Raw genomic sequence first — 18048 nt, forward strand, 5'->3', positions numbered from 1 at the left:
TTATGCTTCCTTTTGAGTGGGGGTCTTTAAACCTTGGCTATGGGCATATTCGGCGAGAGAGTCTCGCAGGAGTTTACGTCCACGGTGCAAACGAGACATCACTGTTCCCACGGGAGTATTCATAATCTCCGATATCTCTTTGTAGGAGAAACCCTCCACATCGGAGTAGTACACCGCCATACGAAAATCTTCTGGCAGGTTTTGTAATGCGGTAATCACGGCACTATCTGGCAGGTGTTCTAGAGCTTGTGCTTCTGCAGAGAGCAGACCCGTTGACTGGTGAGAGCTAGCCTTTGCAAGTTGCCAGTCTTCAATAGTGTCACTGTGCGTCTGATACGGTTCACGCTGGCGTTTGCGGTACAAGTTAATATACGTATTGGTCAGAATACGATATAACCAGGCTTTTAGATTGGTGCCATCAGCGTATTGATGGAAAGAAGAGAAAGCTTTAGCGTACGTTTCTTGTACGAGGTCTTCAGCGTCAGCAGGATTTCGTGACATGCGTAAAGCGGCAGCATACAGCTGGTCCACATACATCATGGCTTCTCGTTCAAAGCGTACCTTATGCTCTTGAAGATTCCCCTCGCTAGGAGGAGGTGGAGAAGCTGTCGCTTCTGGTGTTATGGGCGTGTTCATCAATGACTTTCTGAGTGTGTTGCTCTTTTGTCTCTTTTCTAGCATATCGAGTCACTTTATGACGGAACATTATTTTTATGCGCGTCATTTAGCAGGTATATCACTTCGTGTGCTTAGTATCGTTATGACAGACTTTTAGCAAAACTCGGAAATAATTCCGCTCCAAGGAGGAAAAATGTCTTTTGTACGTCGCCTTGCACGCCCACTTTTGGCATCAAGCTTCATCATCTCCGGTGTTGAGCGTTTACGTGATGCAGACTCAACCGTACACCTCAACCGTGCTCTTGAGCTCAGCTCCAAAGCTGTTCCTCAGCTAGAGTCATTCAAAGGTCAAGAAAAACTAGTTGGACAGGTCATTGCAGGAACACAGGTTGTTGCTGGAACTCTTTTCGCTCTCGGCAAGTTCCCTCGCCTATCCTCCGTGACTCTTCTGGGCACCGGCATCCTTAACGCATATGTTGAATACCAAGCAACAGAAGCAAACTCTTCAGAAGAACGTGCTTCTCGCCGGCGCCACGCACTCACCAATGGTTCTCTTCTTGGTGCTATCGCTATTGCAGCAGTAGACCGCGATGGTAACCCCTCCCTCGCATGGCGGGCCAACCAGCTCAGCGAAAAAATGGCAAAGAAATCTGAAAAGATTTCTGCTGATGTTCGTGAACGCACCGAAGAATTCCTCAACAACTAAACTCTAAACTTTTTCATAAAATGTACCTCGCCTCACCGTAGGCGAGGTACATTCCGTTAAACGAACATCCGCCCCGTTCAACAGGCAGTGGTATTTAGCATGAACCTGCGTAGAATGGTGAAGACAGGTTTGAAGAATATCACCAGCCCCATCGATAGCATGAGTTATTCTTCTATCAACAATTGTGAACGAAAGTGTGTCTGTGACTGAGAAAAACATCCCCGGTACGTCTTCAGAATCTCCTCATATCTGGAACGCCCCCTACGGTGGTTCTCATCCGCACGCCCAAGCAACCGTTGCCATCCCCGGTTCTAAATCTCTTACCAACCGTTACCTCCTTCTATCAGCAATAGCAGACTCCCCCAGCACTCTTCGAGCGCCCCTTCATTCTCGTGACTCCGCACTGATGATTGCGGCACTCGAACAATTAGGCGCCAAATTCGAAGAAATTGCAACAGACTCCCCTTTCGGCCCAGACTTGCACGTCACCCCCATCAACTTTTCTTGCCTTACACCCTGCCACAAAAATATTGATGTCGGTTTAGCCGGCACCGTCATGCGTTTTGTTCCACCATTAGCTGCGCTACTATCTGGCTCTTTCTCTTTTGACGGTGACCCGCATGCACGCAAACGCCCCATGGCACCTGTTATCGAAGCGTTACGCTCTCTTGGCGTCAGAGTAGAAGACAACGGCACTAACGCGTTACCTTTTACCGTGCACGCTACCGGAAATATTTACGAACAAGACCTCCGTATCGACGCCTCCTCCTCTTCACAATTTGTCTCCGCATTACTCCTTGTCGCATGCCGTTTCGCTCACGGGTTACGTCTTGAACACTCCGGTGCTTCGCTTCCATCAATACCTCATATTCAAATGACCGTTGAAACCCTCAAAAATGTTGGTGTTAACGTCGAATACCAAGAACCAGCAACATGGATTGTTAAAGCAGGATCATTTGCAGGTTTTGATGTTCTCATCGAACCAGACCTTTCTAATGCTGGGCCTTTCCTCGCTGCAGCAGCAGTTCTCGGCACACAGGTTGCTATCCCGCATTGGCCTGACAAAACGACCCAAGTGGGGGCGCACTGGCAAGAAATTCTTCCCCTCTTTGGTGCAAAAACAAGGCTTCAGGAAGGCACCCTCATCGCCCAAGGCACACCACATTTTATTGCCAACGATCACTCTGAACTAACAATTGACCTATCACATGCCGGTGAACTAGCACCCACAGTTGCCGCGCTGTGTGCACTTCGTCCGGGAACAAGCGCGCTACACGGTATTGCACACCTAAGAGGTCATGAAACCGACCGGTTAGCAGCTCTCGTCACCGAAATTAACCGTGCTGGTGGTTCTGCAACAGAACTACCCGACGGAATACGCATCCACGCACCCGTCCATGAGCCTGCGCTCATCCACAGCTATGACGACCACCGTATGGCAACAGCCGGCGCAATCTTTGGGTTAGCGGTTAAAGGTACGCAAGTGCACAACATCCAGACCACAGCAAAAACACTCCCCGACTTTGCGTCCATGTGGCACAACATGCTTGAAGAATTTGCCCAGGAGGTGAAGCGCAATGGCTAAAGATTACCGCACGAGCTGGGATGAACATGCGGTACGTATCCGCCCCAATAAAAAGGGTTCCCGCCCACGTACCAAAGAACGCCCCAAATATGAGGACGCGATGATTGGTCGTATCATCACCGTAGACCGTGGACGGTACACCGCCATAGTTGATGAAGGCACCACACAAGAACGTTCAGTACTTGCAGTACGAGCTAAACAATTACACCGTCAAGCGATCGTTGTAGGCGACAGGGTTGCCCTCGTCGGTGATACCTCCGGCCGTGAAGGGACACTCGCACGTCTTGTTCGCATTGAAGAACGCGACACCGTACTACGTCGTAGCGCAGACGACACAGACCCCTATGAGCGAGTTGTGGTCGCAAATGCCACCCAACTCATTATTGTTGTTGCAGCAGCAAACCCCGAACCTCGCACAGGCTTTATTGACCGTTCTATTGTTGCCGCATTCGATGCAGGTATCACACCCATCCTGTGCATCACAAAAACTGATGTGAAGCATCCGCAAGAAATTCTTGACTACTACGCTCACACCTCATTAAAGATTATGCTTTCAGGCTCTTCTGATGGTCTAGCACCTAGCGAAGAAAACGCCCAAGGACTCGATACAACGTTGATTGAACCTCTCACACAGGTTTTAGACGAACATGTCTCCGTGCTTTTGGGTCATTCTGGTGTCGGTAAATCTACACTTGTTAATGCTCTCACCGGCGCCCAGCGAGACACTGGGCATGTTAACGCGGTCACAGGGCGAGGGCGACATACCTCATCCTCAGCTTTAGCATTACGACCTTCACATTCTTCAGAAGGTACGTGGATTATTGATACCCCCGGTATTCGCTCTTTCGGGTTGGCACATATTCCCGCTGAAAATATTGTGTCGGCCTTTGAAGATTTATCGCCAGCGAGCGCCCACTGCCCTAAAGGTTGCACCCACGGTTATGATGCTACAGAGTGCGCTATAGCAGAATACGTCCAACAGGGGCATGCTGGTGAGGCGGGTGAGGCTCGCCTTGAGTCTCTTCGGAAGCTTCTTGGTGTTGCAGAAGATTCTTCTGCAAACGCCGATAAAGAACTTGGTGTTGTGTACTAACAGTTTCTTCTCAGAAAGACAGAATTTTTATGGCTAATGTTTCTTATACTGACGATTTGCGTTTAGCGCATATCCTCGCCGATAGTGTCGATAGGTTGACGCTGTCACGTTTTCAGGCTCATGATTTTACCGTTGAGACAAAACCTGACCTTACACCGGTAACCGACGCAGACCGTGAAGCAGAGCAGCTGATTCGTTCTCAGCTTTCTCGTGTGCGCACTCGTGATGCTGTTCTGGGTGAAGAATTTGGGCAGACTGGTTCTTCTCCTCGCCAGTGGGTTGTTGATCCTATTGATGGGACAAAGAACTTTGTGCGTGGGGTGCCAGTATGGGCGACACTGATTGCTCTGATTGATCAGGGTGAACCGGTAGTTGGTGTTGTTTCTGCACCTGCATTGCAACGACGCTGGTGGGCTGCACGCGGTACAGGTGCGTATACGGGGCGTTCGTTAGCGAAGGCTACCCCGATTAAAGTGTCGCAAGTGTCGACTCTTGCCGATGCGTCGTTCTCGTATTCTTCGATGACGGGGTGGAAAGAAGCCGGCAAACGCGAAAAGTTCCTTGAACTTACTGATACGGTGTGGCGTACCCGCGCTTATGGTGATTTTTGGTCGTATTGTATGGTTGCCGAGGGCGCTGTCGATATTGCTGCCGAACCAGAACTCAACCTCTATGATATGGCGGCGCTTGTGCCTATTGTGCAAGAAGCTGGTGGGCGGTTTACCTCTTTAGAAGGTGTTGACGGCCCGTTTGGTGGTAATGCGATGGCGACGAACTCTCTCTTACATGATGAGGCGTTGAAATATTTAGGTACACAATAGTCTTTAGACAATACGTTCTAACACATGTACACCATGGGTAAAAAGAACACCTGCTGTTACCCTCTCGTTGATGGGAGAACAGCAGGTGTTCTTTATGTATATGAGGTTATAGGTCTTGTGACGAGTCGTCATAGCTTTCGCAAATAATTTCGTCCACGCTACCAGGCTCGACGTTATCGCAGTCTGGGTCAAGGTTTCCTAGCTCTGGGAAGACAATCAAAAAGATGGTCGTACAAATCGCTGAAAGGATGGCGAACCCTAACCCAAGGTTCGCGTAAAGTTTTGATTTGCTTCGATAATATGCTGTTTGCGGACGCTGCTTAGACCGTTTAAACGCAATCGTTGCATAGATAGTTGCAACGATGCACGGAATATAAGCTAGACCGCTTGCACCAAGAAGCATAAAGGTTAGCACCAGCGCAAAAACACCACTGGTGAGCGATACTACGGCCGGAAAGTATGAGATTCCGCGCTTGTCCGCAGGGTGCGCACCGTAGGGGCGCCGGTATTGTTCTGGTACTTGGTATTCTTCGGGCACATCACCTAACCGTGGTGCACCATACACAGGCTCTACCGGTACTGGTGGAACAGTATTCTCAGGTTGTGGTGTGTTCTGGTCGGTAGCTACGTTCATCAGTGCCCTTCCCCTGCTTTCCGACATGTACGCTAAGTCGTCTAGCAATCATTTTTCTTTGAAACCATTTAACCACACTCCATAACCAGCAAACCAGAACTAGACGAAGTTTTATCTGGTCAGATGAATCCTGATAACAGTTCTCTCCCTCTCTCTCCCCCCCCCCAAGATTTTTGCTATACCTATTGATGGCTGGAAACTTGGAACGATATTCTATATTTAGAACATGGCAACCAGATGATGTTCTGAGAACGTCATACCTAACAAGCAACAAGACGCTACAAGAATTTACTGCGTATCCTGGTAAAACTCTTCAAGGGTATGTTATTGCTGGCAAATATAGGATTTTACCGGTCTAGTTAAAGACAGGGCGGAGCAGTCAAGGCAGACGCCTGTCGAGATGAACAATCAGTAAACAGAGAGGTTTATTGTGAAAAGTATTCGTATTCAGAGCATCGGCGCTTTTTTACTTGTCTTTTCCCTTTCCTGCCTTTTCTTGGTAGTGAGTCAGGAGATAGAGAATCTTCATTTACCAAAGGTTGTTATGATTTCTTTAGGTATGGGTCTATGTTCTTCTGTCATGTACTTCTTGGCATTTAGGAATCGTGAGGAGTGACGTTAGTCCTACATAAGCTCATGCATTTTACTTGGTAGACATATTTATAGCATCGTCCTCTTCGTTATCCTCAAATAGAACCGGCTTATAGACGTTAGGCTGTTCTTTCGATTCCGATAGATCATTTCAGTTACTAAGCATAACCGCCTCATCGACTCGGTTCATTCACGCTCAAGCACAACGAACCAGCAAACCAGTACTATCGTCTTCGCGAGCTCAATCCGGTGGAGGTCACCGCCTACCAAGAAGAATTTATCGTTTTCTTTGGCGACTCCGGCCCCAGCGAATCTATACTGCTCATCCTTATCTGCGGGATTACAACAACTTACAGGCGGAGGCGTCTATACCAAAGGCACAGAGCTCAACAGCTTCAATTAGAAAGAAAACACACCTACCCAAAACGTCGGATCCATCCTATAATCGTTAGCCCTCATCACTCACCTCACCGTTGATAATCAGCTAACACTTTTCGACCCCATCACAAAACACAACGCCTGCATCATCATGGTCACCCATGGCAGACGCCTCACTTACCAGGTAAATACCACCTGCAGAATGGAAGACAGAACCCTTGCTAGAGAGTGGGGAATCATACAATAAAAACAAGGTTTTTGTTCAAAACAGGAATTAAGTTTTGGCCTTAAATGCAGAATTCGATTCTTAGCGTATAAGTCTTGCTGGTTTAGTTCTTTTTCCTGTCTCCTGCTGCCAACGGCATCTAACTCATAATAGCTAGAGAAACTCTTACAGATATTATCTACGCATGGCGACAACTTCAACTATCATGGAGAAAGCTCAAGTCTACAAGCACACAGTTAGTAACCGCAATCACCAGGGCGAAAGAGATACTTTGGAAAAAAATAAATCCGTAAAACCCATCTTGAAATGGGTTGGAGGTAAACGTCAGCTACTTGATGAAATAGACAAAAGGATACCTAAAAAATATACAATGTACGTTGAACCATTCGTTGGCGGTGGAGCAGTCCTGTTAAATAGGCAACCACAGCGTGCTCGTATTAATGATTGGAACAACGAGTTGGTTAACGTCTATAAAGTTATCAGAGATAACCCAGACGATATTATTGAAATACTCAGATACCATAAAGAACAAAACACTATCTTAGGCAGCGAATGGTATTACTCAATCCGTGGATTAGATAGAACATCTCACTTTAAAAAGTTATCCCCTGTAGAGCGTGCTGCGCGTATGATTTATTTAAATAAGACTTGTTATAACGGGCTTTTTCGAGTAAATGCGTCCGGGCAGCTCAATGTACCTTATGGGCAATATAAAAATCCTAATATTGTTAATGAAATAGGCATACGTGCTTTACATTCATATTTAAGCCAAGCCAATATTGATATTCGCCAAGGTGATTTTTCAGATTCTTTAAAGGAGCTCCCAGAAGGTTCTTTCGTATATCTAGATCCTCCGTATATGCCCGTAACTGCGACTTCTTCCTTTACTAGTTACACTCAAGGAGGATTTGATTATAATGAGCAAGTACGGTTACGGGATGAATGTTTAAAGTTACGAGACCAGGGCATAGGATTTCTAGAATCGAATAGCGATTGCGAAGCAATTCGAGAACTATATAAAGATTTTACTATTGAGACAGTCTATGCAAAACGTGCTATCAACTCTCGTAGTGATAAACGAGGTGTGGTAAAGGAAGTGCTAATAAGTGGCTAAGACTATTAGTAAAATTGATTCTGCATGGTTAGAAATACTCAAAAAATACCCTCAAATTGAAAAATATACCAAAAATGGAGGTATTTACGAGATCAAAGCAGATGACATAAGAAAATTCCGTGAACCACGCTTAATGACGAAATTTGATACATCTGAGTCGGTAGCAGAACCCCTTAAAGAACGAGGCCTAAATATATTACCGCTATCTAGAAGTTCATATGCTATAGGAAGATTTGATCTATATGAAAAATTTTCTACTGAACTAACAGATACCAAACCAGTTTCGATTTCTCTACCAGATTATGAAACTTTACGTGTAGAGAATATTACAAGTGAGTCAAATGCTATTAATGCTCTTTTAGCATCTCATACGTTAGAGAGATTCTTGGGAGAAGAAGGACAGAATCTAACACAAACATTCAATGGGCGCATGGGAACTGGAAATTTTGGTTTTAACGTAAATCTTAAAGGTTTAGGGAATGTCGCAAAGAGCCAATACCTCCGTATCAATGGTGCACAGCTTGAGATAGATGGAGGATTTGAATCTCAAAATTCTATCTGCATCATGGAAGCTAAAAATATTCAGCACGACAATTTTAATGTGAGACAACTTTATTTCCCTTATAGAAAATATCTGTCAATAGTAAAAAAACCTATTAGATTAGTGTTTTCTCAGTATGTTAATATGACATACTATCTGCACGAGTATAAGTTCACTGATCCCAACTCTTTTTCCTCTATAGAGCTTGTAGATACTCAAGCCTATACTTTCAAAGACAACAAAATCACGATGAAAGATCTCATCAGCACTTGGCAGGACACAGAACCAACTATTAGCGACGATCACAGAACCACACAAATCCCTTTTATCCAAGCAGATAAATTCAAAAGGATTATAGCTTTAGCGGAACGTTTAAATACCGCTGATAATAATATTATGACGACAGATGAAGTCACTGAGTTTATGGGAACAGTACAGCGTCAAGCTAATTATTATTCTTCAGCAGGAATTTATCTAGGACTATTTGAACGTTTAGTTCCAGGCAAAATTCACTTAACAGAAGTTGCTCATAAAATCCTTAAATTAGATTACAAAGAGAGACAACTTGCCTATGTAGGTTTGATTCTACGCCACAAAATATTCCATAATTTATTTAAGGTAGTTATAAACAAGGGGACCGTTCCTGATAAACCTTATATTGAAGATCTCATGATAAAACTTAATGTTTGCGAACCCTTCAGTAGCACAGTTACTCGTAGAGCTTCAAGTGTGGTCTCTTGGCTTGAATGGATACTATCTCTTAACGATGATAGATAAAATATCCAGTAGGAACCGCCTATAACATAGACTTTCATACTTAATATATAATATATTTTGTATACTATCATCGACTTTACTCTTCTCGGCACAAACTACCTTTTCCAGGAAGAATAAAGTTTCGAGTGTATTCTCTTCATTCCCCAAGTATCTATGTTTCCAGAGCAAGCTTGCCAAGCTGCCACAAACAATAATTTAAGTAAACTATCATACACCACAGGATTATTTAAATTTATTAAAGCGCATTGACAGAAGATTCTTTCGCTGCCTATTGGGGTATAGCAAGTTGAACACGGTTCACGCTAGGCGTTAGTAATGAAATCAACTAAGCACTAAATACATTATTTTACACAGATATTATTATATTTAAATATCCTATATATTCAGAAACTGGAACCATCCAGAAAAGGACACTGCAAGGAATATCCATCTCACCGATTCCTAAAATATTATGCTCGTGTTCGAGCTCATTATTTACCCTCTCGGAAAAATAAAAAGCTGTAGTCTCCGGCAGACTAGGAGATACTCATTAATGCTCTGACACTTATGGAAAAACTATTTATTCTAAGCATACGCCTAACAGCCATCAGCTATATTACAACTGGCATTCCCCTTTTCAAGCACACCTTAACTACCAGTCAACATAAGTTCAGCAAGAACAAATACAAAGTATAGACACTATGACTATCCCCCCTAGTTCCAGAAAGACGCCGTAAAGCTAGGAATTTACGACCGTATTCGATACCAGTATGTAGAACAGGCAATCAAGGCAAAACCGAATGGACCGTTCCAAGCGATAATTGCAAGTGCGAAACACACTCAGAATCTCCATCGTACCAATGGCGGATCGTGGAGGGTCCTAGCCACTTCAAAAACTAGATAGTGCCGAGATAGTCGATTAAAACTACAAAAATGAGATATTTTGCACTATTATAAGATTGCCGGAGTCGGTTGAAAGCGCCACCCCTCCGAGGGGTAAATGCACTTTGCATTATCCAAATCTAGCTAAAGGAAACTGCCATGAGCCTCTGACGCTTTCGCCGGTATCGAAGTCGTAGAACTTGACAAGATGATGACGCCCCTTCGAAGCTGCTGCTTCATCGGGCTTTTCTTTATGCAATAGTTGCTTTGCTGAGTCTTGATTTCTTCCTGCAACGTTCATATCCACAGCTGGTACAACAGCAAACCGTCCGGTCTGCCTTCTTTTTTCCGTCGGCAAACCAACACCTAAGAGATTACTGGTCGAATGGACATTCAAAACCTATCGAAAAGCTTCGGCTCCGTCAAAGCACTGGACTCAGTCTCCTTCTCAACGCCTACTGATGCGACTGTCGCGGTCATCGGGCATAACGGTAGCGGAAAAACAACGCTCCTTGAGATAATAATGGGGATTCAGCAACCAAGCGAGGGGAAAATTGACCTCTCTGCAGAACTATCAAGCGCTCCGTTGAAAGAGAAAATTGGTGTCGTCTTACAGAAAAACAACTTCTACGAATCAGCCACAGCCTTAGAGCTGTTGCGCTTATTCTCCACTTACTATTCAGGGCCGGTACTGCCCATTGATGATCTTGTTGATCTTCTTGACATGCGTCCGTTCATTAATAAACGATACGGTGCGCTCTCTGGCGGTATGCAACAGAAAGTCAACCTTGCCCTAGCCTTTCTCAATGACCCCGCCGTAGTGGTTCTTGACGAACCCACTACAGGTCTAGACCCGCTTGCCCGCCTCGATTTCTGGACCACACTACGTGACCTCTGCCGCGGGCGACTGGTTCTGGTCTCATCGCATTATATGTCTGAGGTTCAAGAGAATTGTACCCATTTAGTACATTTAGACCGCGGTAAGCTTCGTTACGCGGGTCAGATTGATTCTCTCCTTGAGCAAACCGGCGCACCAGATTTGAATAGTCTCTACATACGTATCGCACAGGAATCGAGGTCCGCTCATGCTTCTCGAGCAGCTCAAGATTGAACTGAAAATTTACCTTCGGCAACCGCTTTACCTCTTATTTAGCGTGATAATGCCTGCTATAAGCTTCGGAATATTTGGATCAATTTACAAAGATGCTTCTTATGGCGGCCTAGATTTCTTTACTGCCTATATTCCAGGGTTTTGTGTCATTATTTTGTTTGCTACCGGTGTGTTCAACGTTGCCAACCAAGTAGTTTCAGAACGAGAGCGTGGGATATATCGTCGCCTATCAGTAACGCCAGTGAGTATGTTCAGAGTGATGTGTGTTCTTGTGCTCAAAGTATTTCTCGTTTCTGTGCTCTCTTTCATGCTGATACTGCTCTTAGCCTATTTTGTTTTTGATATTACCCCTCCAGCGCTGTGGTCTTTCATTCCAGCTTTCCTTGGAACAGTAATCGTTGCCCTGGTATTCGGATTCACCTTCGGAGCGCTATTCGACGAAACCGCCAAATTCTCAGCCGTAGGCATGGCAATATTTACTCCCCTGATGCTTTTGAGTGATGCCACGCTTCCTCTGCAAATAATGCCAGAATATCTCAAGACGATTGCTCAGATAAACCCGCTCTATCGGCTCAATCTCCTGCTCAGGGCAGCTTGGGATCCAGCGGCTCATGCCGTTTCCGGTGGTGTTCTGTTGGAGTCTGCGGCGGTCTTAGTGGTGCTTCTAGGCGCAATATCAACTGCCGCATACCTACGATGGAAGGCATAAATCTAATTCCGTTGGGTTCTTCATCAAGTGTTAGGTAGATAGTCCGTATCTGTAAGTGAGGACCAGAATCTGCCGAGTGTATGAGGCCTTACGGTGGGAGGACGTAGCTTACCGGATTCGAGAAGTCCTCCATCGCTTCGAGGTGATACAGATGTGGGATTGGAAGCGTTTATCTTTCTTATCCAGCAGGCTGTTATTTTTTGTCCTGATTTTTATTTGCTGGGTCAAGGTGGGGTAATACCCAACCGATTGACTTCACTCAGATAGGAGTTTCCGCCACCTTCATTGGACAATTGAACAGAATGAAATGCTCCCAATCCAGTGAAGGATCAATATCTCATAAAGTTTAAATCCGTTTCTCTCCATCTATGGCGACGAAATGACTACCTGATAGATCTTTTCCAAGTGCGATCTTGTGACGATCCCGGTTTCTTACGAGAATCCGAGCATTGAGGAATATCTACTAGAAAAATCGCAAACTCGGCTCAATCTTCCTCGAGGGGAGGGGCATTATACGCCGGCTCAAAGCCATCAGTTTCGTCCTGCAATCATCAAACTTCATTTTCTACTTCACCGGTAACGAACAACTAACGTATTTGACCACATCGCAAAAACCACAACATGTATTGTCGTGGTCGCCCACAATGAATACCTCATTTGCAGGTAGACACCGTCTACAGGATGAAAGACGGAACCCTAGAGAGGTGGGAAAAGGGTGTAGCAAATGGCGATCAAGTGGCTGAAAGAACCTCCCATAGTCAGCAATATCCCCCCCCCGCTTAATTTTAATAAAACACCTAAAGTGTCTTGAAAACAAAGGATAAATCTCCATCCACGCAAAATTCAGGTATTAGTATAATAATACCAGAATCTAATTGGTGTAATTGGTTGAACGGGAAATATTTGACACGCATAATTATTATCTATAAATAGCATGCAGACTATTTACCTCATGAATAATAAAAAATATCTAATATCCTATTATAGAATAATTATTTTTTTAGGGTACCTCCACTGGTACTCATTTTTATGTGGCACTTATACAGTCGTCTTTACTTGCATATACACAGCCTTCAGGTAGACACTCTTATACTCTTATGTATAAACTAAAAGTATATCTAGATAAAATTGTTGAAACTTCCCATTTTAGGATACGGATAAGGTATTGATCTTTATTCTTCCGTAAATTCATTTATGAAACACAACTCGTAATTTTAGGCAGATGGGTTACAATTATCTTATGCCATGGAGTATAGAACTAGGTACTATTGTTACGCGTAGAGAAGTAGCCACTGAGTACGGTGGCGCTACACAAGGCGGAATACAGCCATCTCGAAAAAGTAAAAATATTATGCTTTATAGTGACCTTACTAGCGCAAGGAAACACGGTTACAACTTTGACGGCGCCGACGGTGATTTTTACTACTACACAGGCGAAGGTCAACAAGGAGACCAGAAGTTCACGAGAGGCAATAAGGCGATTTTAAACCACATTGAGAAGGGGTGTGCACTTCGCCTCTTCGAGACTGTTGATGCCTCACGACCAGGAGAGAAGCAGCATCGTTACGTTGGGGAATACAGGATTGACAAAACGGAGCCTTATCACGTCGAAGAAAAAGTACCTGATAGCACAGGAAACCTTCGAAAAGTTATTGTTTTTCATTTGGTAGCTATAGATTCGGCAGGTTCTTTATTCTCTGCGCCAGAGCAAAAGGATAAAAACGGCAAAATCCTTCCAGGCGTAGTTAATATTGTCGATGTTGAGGATAATAAAGTATCAGCCTACGAGAGCATGCCGGTAGAAGATAGTGGCTTACGTGCTCGACGTGAAGCTTCTTTAATGAAAGATGTAGAAAACTACTTAAGAAATATAGGCCACGAGGTTAAACGCCTGTCTATTCGTCCTCCAGGAGAAAGAGGTCAGTTACACTCTGACACCTTCGATATTACTGAAGGCGAGCTCTTTGAAATGAAATCCAGTGCTGATCGTAATTCTGTGCGCCAAGCGGTAGCTCAGCTTCTTGATTATAGCCGGTTTCTTTCAGATAAGGTGAAGAGTTGCACAGTGTGTTTGCCATACCTGCCAACTAAGGATGTTTGCAATTTTATAAAATCAGTTGGCATGGGACTGGTAGTTTTTCAGGAGAATAAGTTTAAACGTGAGTTTTAGATAAGTAACAGCAGATCAATTAATGGTTTATTATTAGCAAGATATTCTAAAAAACTAAATTTAAGATTTAAGGTTATCTTACTTCTAATTATATGAATTAGCAATTCCTATCAATTCATATTTGGAGGACATAGTAACAACGGAACCATTATCTGTGTCTTCTACGAAAACACACGACCTGTTCTTTGGCTACTTCATAGACAAAATTTCTATCAGTGATGGTGATATAACCATCACACCAAGGTTCTTTAAACATGGAAATATAATCCCTCTAAAAACCTAGACAATGCTTACAAAACGAGAAACCCTACTAAAAAAGTTTAACGATTCCCTATTATGTGAAACGGGGGACAAGTGTCGATACCTGTGCGCATAGGGGTTATCCACCACTTAATATATTGTTATCATGAGGTATTATTCCCATAATAATAACAATTTTGCCCCGACTCTTCGTAGGCTTCTGTTCATACGCAGTAATAGATCCGCCCAGTTTGCGGCAATATCACCCAAACAACGAGACGTCAAACGCACCCCTCTTATACAATTTTTCTATTAACAGCAATACATCCCTCTAGTTCTAAGAATTTTAATCAGTTTTAGAATCCGAGATACAAGGATAGTCATAGTCGTATTTTGCTTTGCACTATATCTACAATTATTATCTATATCCATCTCGCTAAAGTCGACCATTCTTATTCAGTAAATACAAGAATAAAGATAATCCATTCGAAGAATACATGTTCTACTGTAGTAGAATACAACGGGGCTATAGCATGAATCTTAGATCAACAAAACAGATACTTTTTTAGTAAAAAGATATATAATATCTTCCATGAGTACAGAAACAAGATTTCAACAAGTAAGCATCAAAAGGCTATTCGGTAAATGGGATTACGATATCCATATTGAAGACAGATTCTTAATTATACACGGAAAAAACGGAATCGGTAAAACTAAAGTACTTGAGATCATTAAAGCTACAAGTGAGTTGATCCTTGATCAGTTAGTTTACCTCCCTTTTGAAGAGGTGTCTATAAAGTATAGCGATGACCTTTGCCTGACTGTGGTTCGACAAGAAAATGACCTAATGAAAACAGCAGACGGCCTTGAGCTTCGCCCTCTGAAGATAAAACTCTCTAAACCAGGCAAGGATCCGTTGAAGACTAGCTCTAATATGCACGAACGGGTGTATTCTGTGGCAGAGACAGGTCATTGGCGCCACATCGATGGATCTCTATGGGAGGATGTTAGAGATGGAGAAATTCGAGAATTCGAGAGAATAACCGAGGGTCCCCTTACGAGGCGTAGACCCTACTCCAAACGATTGGAGAAACTCCTCGAGGAGGAAGGAATCATCAGCCTTGAATTACGCAGTTCTTTTGACGACCCCCGGATATTACAGAATATCAAGGACGAATTAAAAGATCGTGAGGTTTACATCATTAAGACACAACGATTACATTATATTGATGCATCGAGATCTCGTCCTGTAAAATTCTCACCTCGTAATTCTAGCCTCTCACAAATGGAGATTGTGCAACAATCTCACACGATTAGAGATCGCATACTGGAAGCGCAAAAGCAGAGTTCCAATCTCACACAAGAACTGGATAGAAAATTTCCGGGTCGAATTTTAGATATTCAAGTTCGCGTGAACGCTGGAAATAATGAAGAGGTATTACGGAAGAAAATAGCTGAGCAAAACACAAAGAGAAATCAGCTTGCCGAAGTTATGTCAGTAAAGGAAGATATTTCTGTCCTCGACAGTGATGTCCTCAAAAGTGGCACGGAGTGGGAGCCATGGCAACGTAATGTTATTTCACTATACCTAGAGGATACAGAAAAGAAATTAGCAGTATTCGATTCGATACTTGACAGAATTACATTACTCGGAGAGTTACTCAAAGACAAACTCTTCGATAAGAAAATTAAGATCACAGAAGAAGAAGGCATTGAAATATGGGATCAGTCCATAGAGAACCGCAAGATTCCATTGACTTCGCTATCGTCAGGAGAACAGCATGAAATCATCCTCTATACGGACCTACTTTTCAACGTAAAAGAAAATTCTCTTGTTTTGATAGACGAGCCTGAAATCTCACTTCATGTCGCTTGGCAAGAAAAATTTGTAAAGGATGTTAAACATATTGCTGATTTAGCCAATTTCAATTTTATCATTGCCACACACTCTCCCGACATAGTCTCTGGCTATCGTAAGCACATGATTAGGTTGGATGGGCCTAAGGGAACGGTGCGATGACAGAAAGAAAACCCGAAAACATTTTAACTAAGCTTGATTTTCTGTTTGATTATTCGAGAGAAAGAATATTTCTTTTCGTTGAAGGCAAAGAGGATGTAGAAATACTTCGCAATCATGAGTTGGAAGGTATGGAAGTTATTGCTGCAAATGGTAAACAAGAAATTCTAAAGATGATTCAGGATAAGGAACAAATCCATTATGATAGACCTTTTGGTTTTTTAATGGATAGTGATTACGACTTTATTTGTGATAAAGATTTACCGTTTTCTTCAAATAATATATTTTATAGTAAAGGGCACGATATCTTTATGGATATACTTAGAATATATAGTAAGAAATTCGATGATTCACTTGCATGCAGACTGGACGAGGATAGCAATCTAAAAAACCATCAGGACAAAATGAATAAGGCGGCTGAATATAGAGAAAAGGCAGTGACTGATGCTGCGCACCTTGCCGTAATCCGTATAGCCTGCAAAAATAAATTGCCGCAATCCGATAAAGAAACTTACAGCAAATGCTTTTACCAGATAGAAACTCCACTAACGTTAGAGTCCCTCCTACGACACCTCAAGCTCCATGATTCTGGGTCTTGCCATGAGGATAAACTACTCGAAATATTGGAGAATAATGACCACTACAGTATTGTAGGAGATCATGATTTCATGCATGCTCTAGGATCTTCTCTAATTATTAAGGCTCTAGGACCTTCTCTAAAAAAAGGCGCCAAATTAAAAGATTTAAAAGATAGTTTTATCGAAAAAATTGATAAGGATATGTTAGATAAAATGGATTGGTTCTCACAAATTAAAGCCTGGGCGAGAGGCTATAGCCACCATTAGAGATGCGAATTTTTCGTTGACCGGTTGGCAATCTAGCATTTTCTTAGACTAAGCTTACATGAACAATATCCCAATAACAGAATGAGTGCTTTCCTCGGAGCTTATCAAGTTTATTAACGGATAGAACTTAATAAACACCGAGGACTCTCATAGCAGACAGTAACACCAAAATTAAAAAAATATTGAATAGAATAACATTATTCTATAACGCGATAAAACCTTAATAACTTAAATATACGAAAACTACGTGCATAAGAAATTTTGAATATAAATTCAATTATCGGTAGTAGTTAAACTGGCGCCTTTTAGAGTAAACGTGACAAGTGCTAAGCTTACGGGAATCACATGTTCTCAAACGTGATTTATTATCAGCTGGTGTCCTCTCGATACAACCCAACGTTTCCGTAACACTGAGATAAGTAGATAATGACTTATTTCACATAATTGCTGGAGATATTCTGAATAGACAGGTCCGGTAACGTACACTCACCGTATCTAGAAGGCCTTACAGGCCGTTCTGAGTTTCCAGCTAGTTTGACGCAGCAAGCTCCCGTAGCTGATACGGTATTCACTTAGCGTGAGAATACATACATTACCCAAAGCGTAGTGGTGAATAAAGCCGATTGTTTCTTGTAGCCACGATAATTAGTCAGAGCACCCGATCAGGTCAAGCGTATGCCAAGATCTTCAAAATGTGGCAAATATTTTCATGCACCGCTTCAATGATAAAAAACCTAATGCCAAGATGCCGCACTGCCCCAGAAACATAACTCACACCTATCATCCAGTCAAGGATATTTATAAATTCACTTAGATTCGTCAACAATACCAAGAACTAAGAATAAGACGCTCAGTTTCTAAAAACCTAGAAACCTCACTTTAATAACGATTCCGAGACAAGCTATACTACATGAAAATAACATTAGCAGAGTTCAGAAGACACATAAGTAGGTATGGTTCTTTATATTGGAGATAATCTATGCATGGTAGTTTGGTAATAACAGCATGACA

14 protein-coding genes are annotated in these 18048 nt (G+C 42.9%); 11 read left to right on the forward strand and 3 right to left on the reverse strand.

What is annotated here, in order from left to right; translation table 11 throughout:
* The gene (locus ACN084_RS04340; protein ID WP_419106002.1) at positions 1 to 681 is read right to left on the reverse strand and encodes a sigma-70 family RNA polymerase sigma factor; all 681 of its coding nucleotides are present in this window, start codon (positions 679 to 681) and stop codon (positions 1 to 3) included.
* A 130-nt stretch (positions 682 to 811) separates the two neighbouring features.
* Here ACN084_RS04340 and ACN084_RS04345 point away from each other — a divergent pair, with 130 nt between their 5' ends.
* The 4 genes from ACN084_RS04345 to hisN all read left to right on the forward strand — a co-directional run bounded on the left by ACN084_RS04345 (position 812) and on the right by hisN (position 4823).
* The gene (locus tag ACN084_RS04345) at positions 812 to 1324 is read left to right on the forward strand and encodes a DoxX family protein (protein WP_419101503.1); all 513 of its coding nucleotides are present in this window, start codon (positions 812 to 814) and stop codon (positions 1322 to 1324) included.
* A gap of 202 nt (positions 1325 to 1526) precedes the next feature.
* Positions 1527 to 2909 (forward strand): 3-phosphoshikimate 1-carboxyvinyltransferase, encoded by a 1383-nt coding sequence (gene aroA, locus ACN084_RS04350; protein WP_419106003.1) that lies wholly within the window; start codon positions 1527 to 1529, stop codon positions 2907 to 2909.
* Positions 2902 to 4002 carry a ribosome small subunit-dependent GTPase A gene (rsgA, locus tag ACN084_RS04355; RefSeq protein ID WP_419106004.1) on the forward strand — a complete coding sequence of 367 codons (1101 nt, stop codon included), beginning with the start codon at positions 2902 to 2904 and terminating at the stop codon, positions 4000 to 4002. The genes aroA and rsgA overlap by 8 nt, the downstream gene beginning before the upstream one ends.
* A 29-nt stretch (positions 4003 to 4031) precedes the next feature.
* A complete protein-coding gene (hisN, locus tag ACN084_RS04360; RefSeq protein ID WP_419106005.1) occupies positions 4032 to 4823 on the forward strand; it encodes a histidinol-phosphatase in 792 nt (263 codons plus the stop codon).
* Between the two features lie 106 nt (positions 4824 to 4929).
* On the opposite strand, the gene ACN084_RS04365 is transcribed toward hisN, so the two are convergent.
* Positions 4930 to 5457: a hypothetical protein gene (locus ACN084_RS04365; RefSeq protein WP_419106006.1), complete on the reverse strand. Its 528-nt coding sequence runs from the start codon at positions 5455 to 5457 to the stop codon at positions 4930 to 4932.
* Positions 5458 to 6836: 1379 nt separating this feature from the next.
* On the opposite strand from ACN084_RS04365, the gene ACN084_RS04370 reads away from it, so the two are divergent.
* Together ACN084_RS04370 and ACN084_RS04375 are read left to right on the forward strand one after the other, a co-directional pair.
* Positions 6837 to 7766, forward strand: coding sequence for a DNA adenine methylase (locus ACN084_RS04370; RefSeq protein WP_419106007.1), 930 nt, complete (start codon positions 6837 to 6839; stop codon positions 7764 to 7766).
* Positions 7759 to 9084, forward strand: a complete 1326-nt coding sequence (locus tag ACN084_RS04375; protein ID WP_419106008.1) for a type II restriction enzyme — start codon at positions 7759 to 7761, stop codon at positions 9082 to 9084. The genes ACN084_RS04370 and ACN084_RS04375 overlap by 8 nt, the downstream gene beginning before the upstream one ends.
* A gap of 991 nt (positions 9085 to 10075) precedes the next feature.
* On the opposite strand, the gene ACN084_RS04380 is transcribed toward ACN084_RS04375, so the two are convergent.
* Positions 10076 to 10303, reverse strand: coding sequence for a hypothetical protein (locus tag ACN084_RS04380; protein ID WP_419106009.1), 228 nt, complete (start codon positions 10301 to 10303; stop codon positions 10076 to 10078).
* 27 nt (positions 10304 to 10330) lie between these two features.
* On the opposite strand from ACN084_RS04380, the gene ACN084_RS04385 reads away from it, so the two are divergent.
* From ACN084_RS04385 to ACN084_RS04405, 5 genes are all read left to right on the forward strand, one after another.
* Positions 10331 to 11056, forward strand: coding sequence for an ABC transporter ATP-binding protein (locus ACN084_RS04385; RefSeq protein WP_419106010.1), 726 nt, complete (start codon positions 10331 to 10333; stop codon positions 11054 to 11056).
* Positions 11031 to 11765 (forward strand): ABC transporter permease, encoded by a 735-nt coding sequence (locus ACN084_RS04390; protein ID WP_419106011.1) that lies wholly within the window; start codon positions 11031 to 11033, stop codon positions 11763 to 11765. The genes ACN084_RS04385 and ACN084_RS04390 overlap by 26 nt, the downstream gene beginning before the upstream one ends.
* A 1240-nt stretch (positions 11766 to 13005) precedes the next feature.
* A complete protein-coding gene (locus tag ACN084_RS04395) occupies positions 13006 to 13935 on the forward strand; it encodes a YDG/SRA domain-containing protein (RefSeq protein WP_419106012.1) in 930 nt (309 codons plus the stop codon).
* Positions 13936 to 14767: 832 nt separating this feature from the next.
* Positions 14768 to 16195 carry an AAA family ATPase gene (locus ACN084_RS04400; protein WP_419106013.1) on the forward strand — a complete coding sequence of 476 codons (1428 nt, stop codon included), beginning with the start codon at positions 14768 to 14770 and terminating at the stop codon, positions 16193 to 16195.
* Positions 16192 to 17037 (forward strand): hypothetical protein, encoded by an 846-nt coding sequence (locus ACN084_RS04405; RefSeq protein ID WP_419106014.1) that lies wholly within the window; start codon positions 16192 to 16194, stop codon positions 17035 to 17037. Before ACN084_RS04400 ends, ACN084_RS04405 begins: the two co-directional genes overlap by 4 nt.
* Positions 17038 to 18048 lie beyond the last annotated feature (1011 nt).

The sequence above is a fragment of the Rothia sp. P7208 genome (assembly GCF_048512915.1).
Classification (GTDB): domain Bacteria; phylum Actinomycetota; class Actinomycetes; order Actinomycetales; family Micrococcaceae; genus Rothia.

Coding starts and splice junctions, on each gene's coding strand:
- ACN084_RS04340 (WP_419106002.1), bottom strand. CDS start 681: ATGCTAGAAAAGAGACAAAAGAGCAACACACTCAGAAAGTCATTGATG.
- ACN084_RS04345 (WP_419101503.1), top strand. CDS start 812: ATGTCTTTTGTACGTCGCCTTGCACGCCCACTTTTGGCATCAAGCTTC.
- rsgA (WP_419106004.1), top strand. CDS start 2,902: ATGGCTAAAGATTACCGCACGAGCTGGGATGAACATGCGGTACGTATC.
- hisN (WP_419106005.1), top strand. CDS start 4,032: ATGGCTAATGTTTCTTATACTGACGATTTGCGTTTAGCGCATATCCTC.
- ACN084_RS04365 (WP_419106006.1), bottom strand. CDS start 5,457: ATGAACGTAGCTACCGACCAGAACACACCACAACCTGAGAATACTGTT.
- ACN084_RS04370 (WP_419106007.1), top strand. CDS start 6,837: ATGGCGACAACTTCAACTATCATGGAGAAAGCTCAAGTCTACAAGCAC.
- ACN084_RS04385 (WP_419106010.1), top strand. CDS start 10,331: ATGGACATTCAAAACCTATCGAAAAGCTTCGGCTCCGTCAAAGCACTG.
- ACN084_RS04390 (WP_419106011.1), top strand. CDS start 11,031: ATGCTTCTCGAGCAGCTCAAGATTGAACTGAAAATTTACCTTCGGCAA.
- ACN084_RS04395 (WP_419106012.1), top strand. CDS start 13,006: ATGCCATGGAGTATAGAACTAGGTACTATTGTTACGCGTAGAGAAGTA.
- ACN084_RS04400 (WP_419106013.1), top strand. CDS start 14,768: ATGAGTACAGAAACAAGATTTCAACAAGTAAGCATCAAAAGGCTATTC.
- ACN084_RS04405 (WP_419106014.1), top strand. CDS start 16,192: ATGACAGAAAGAAAACCCGAAAACATTTTAACTAAGCTTGATTTTCTG.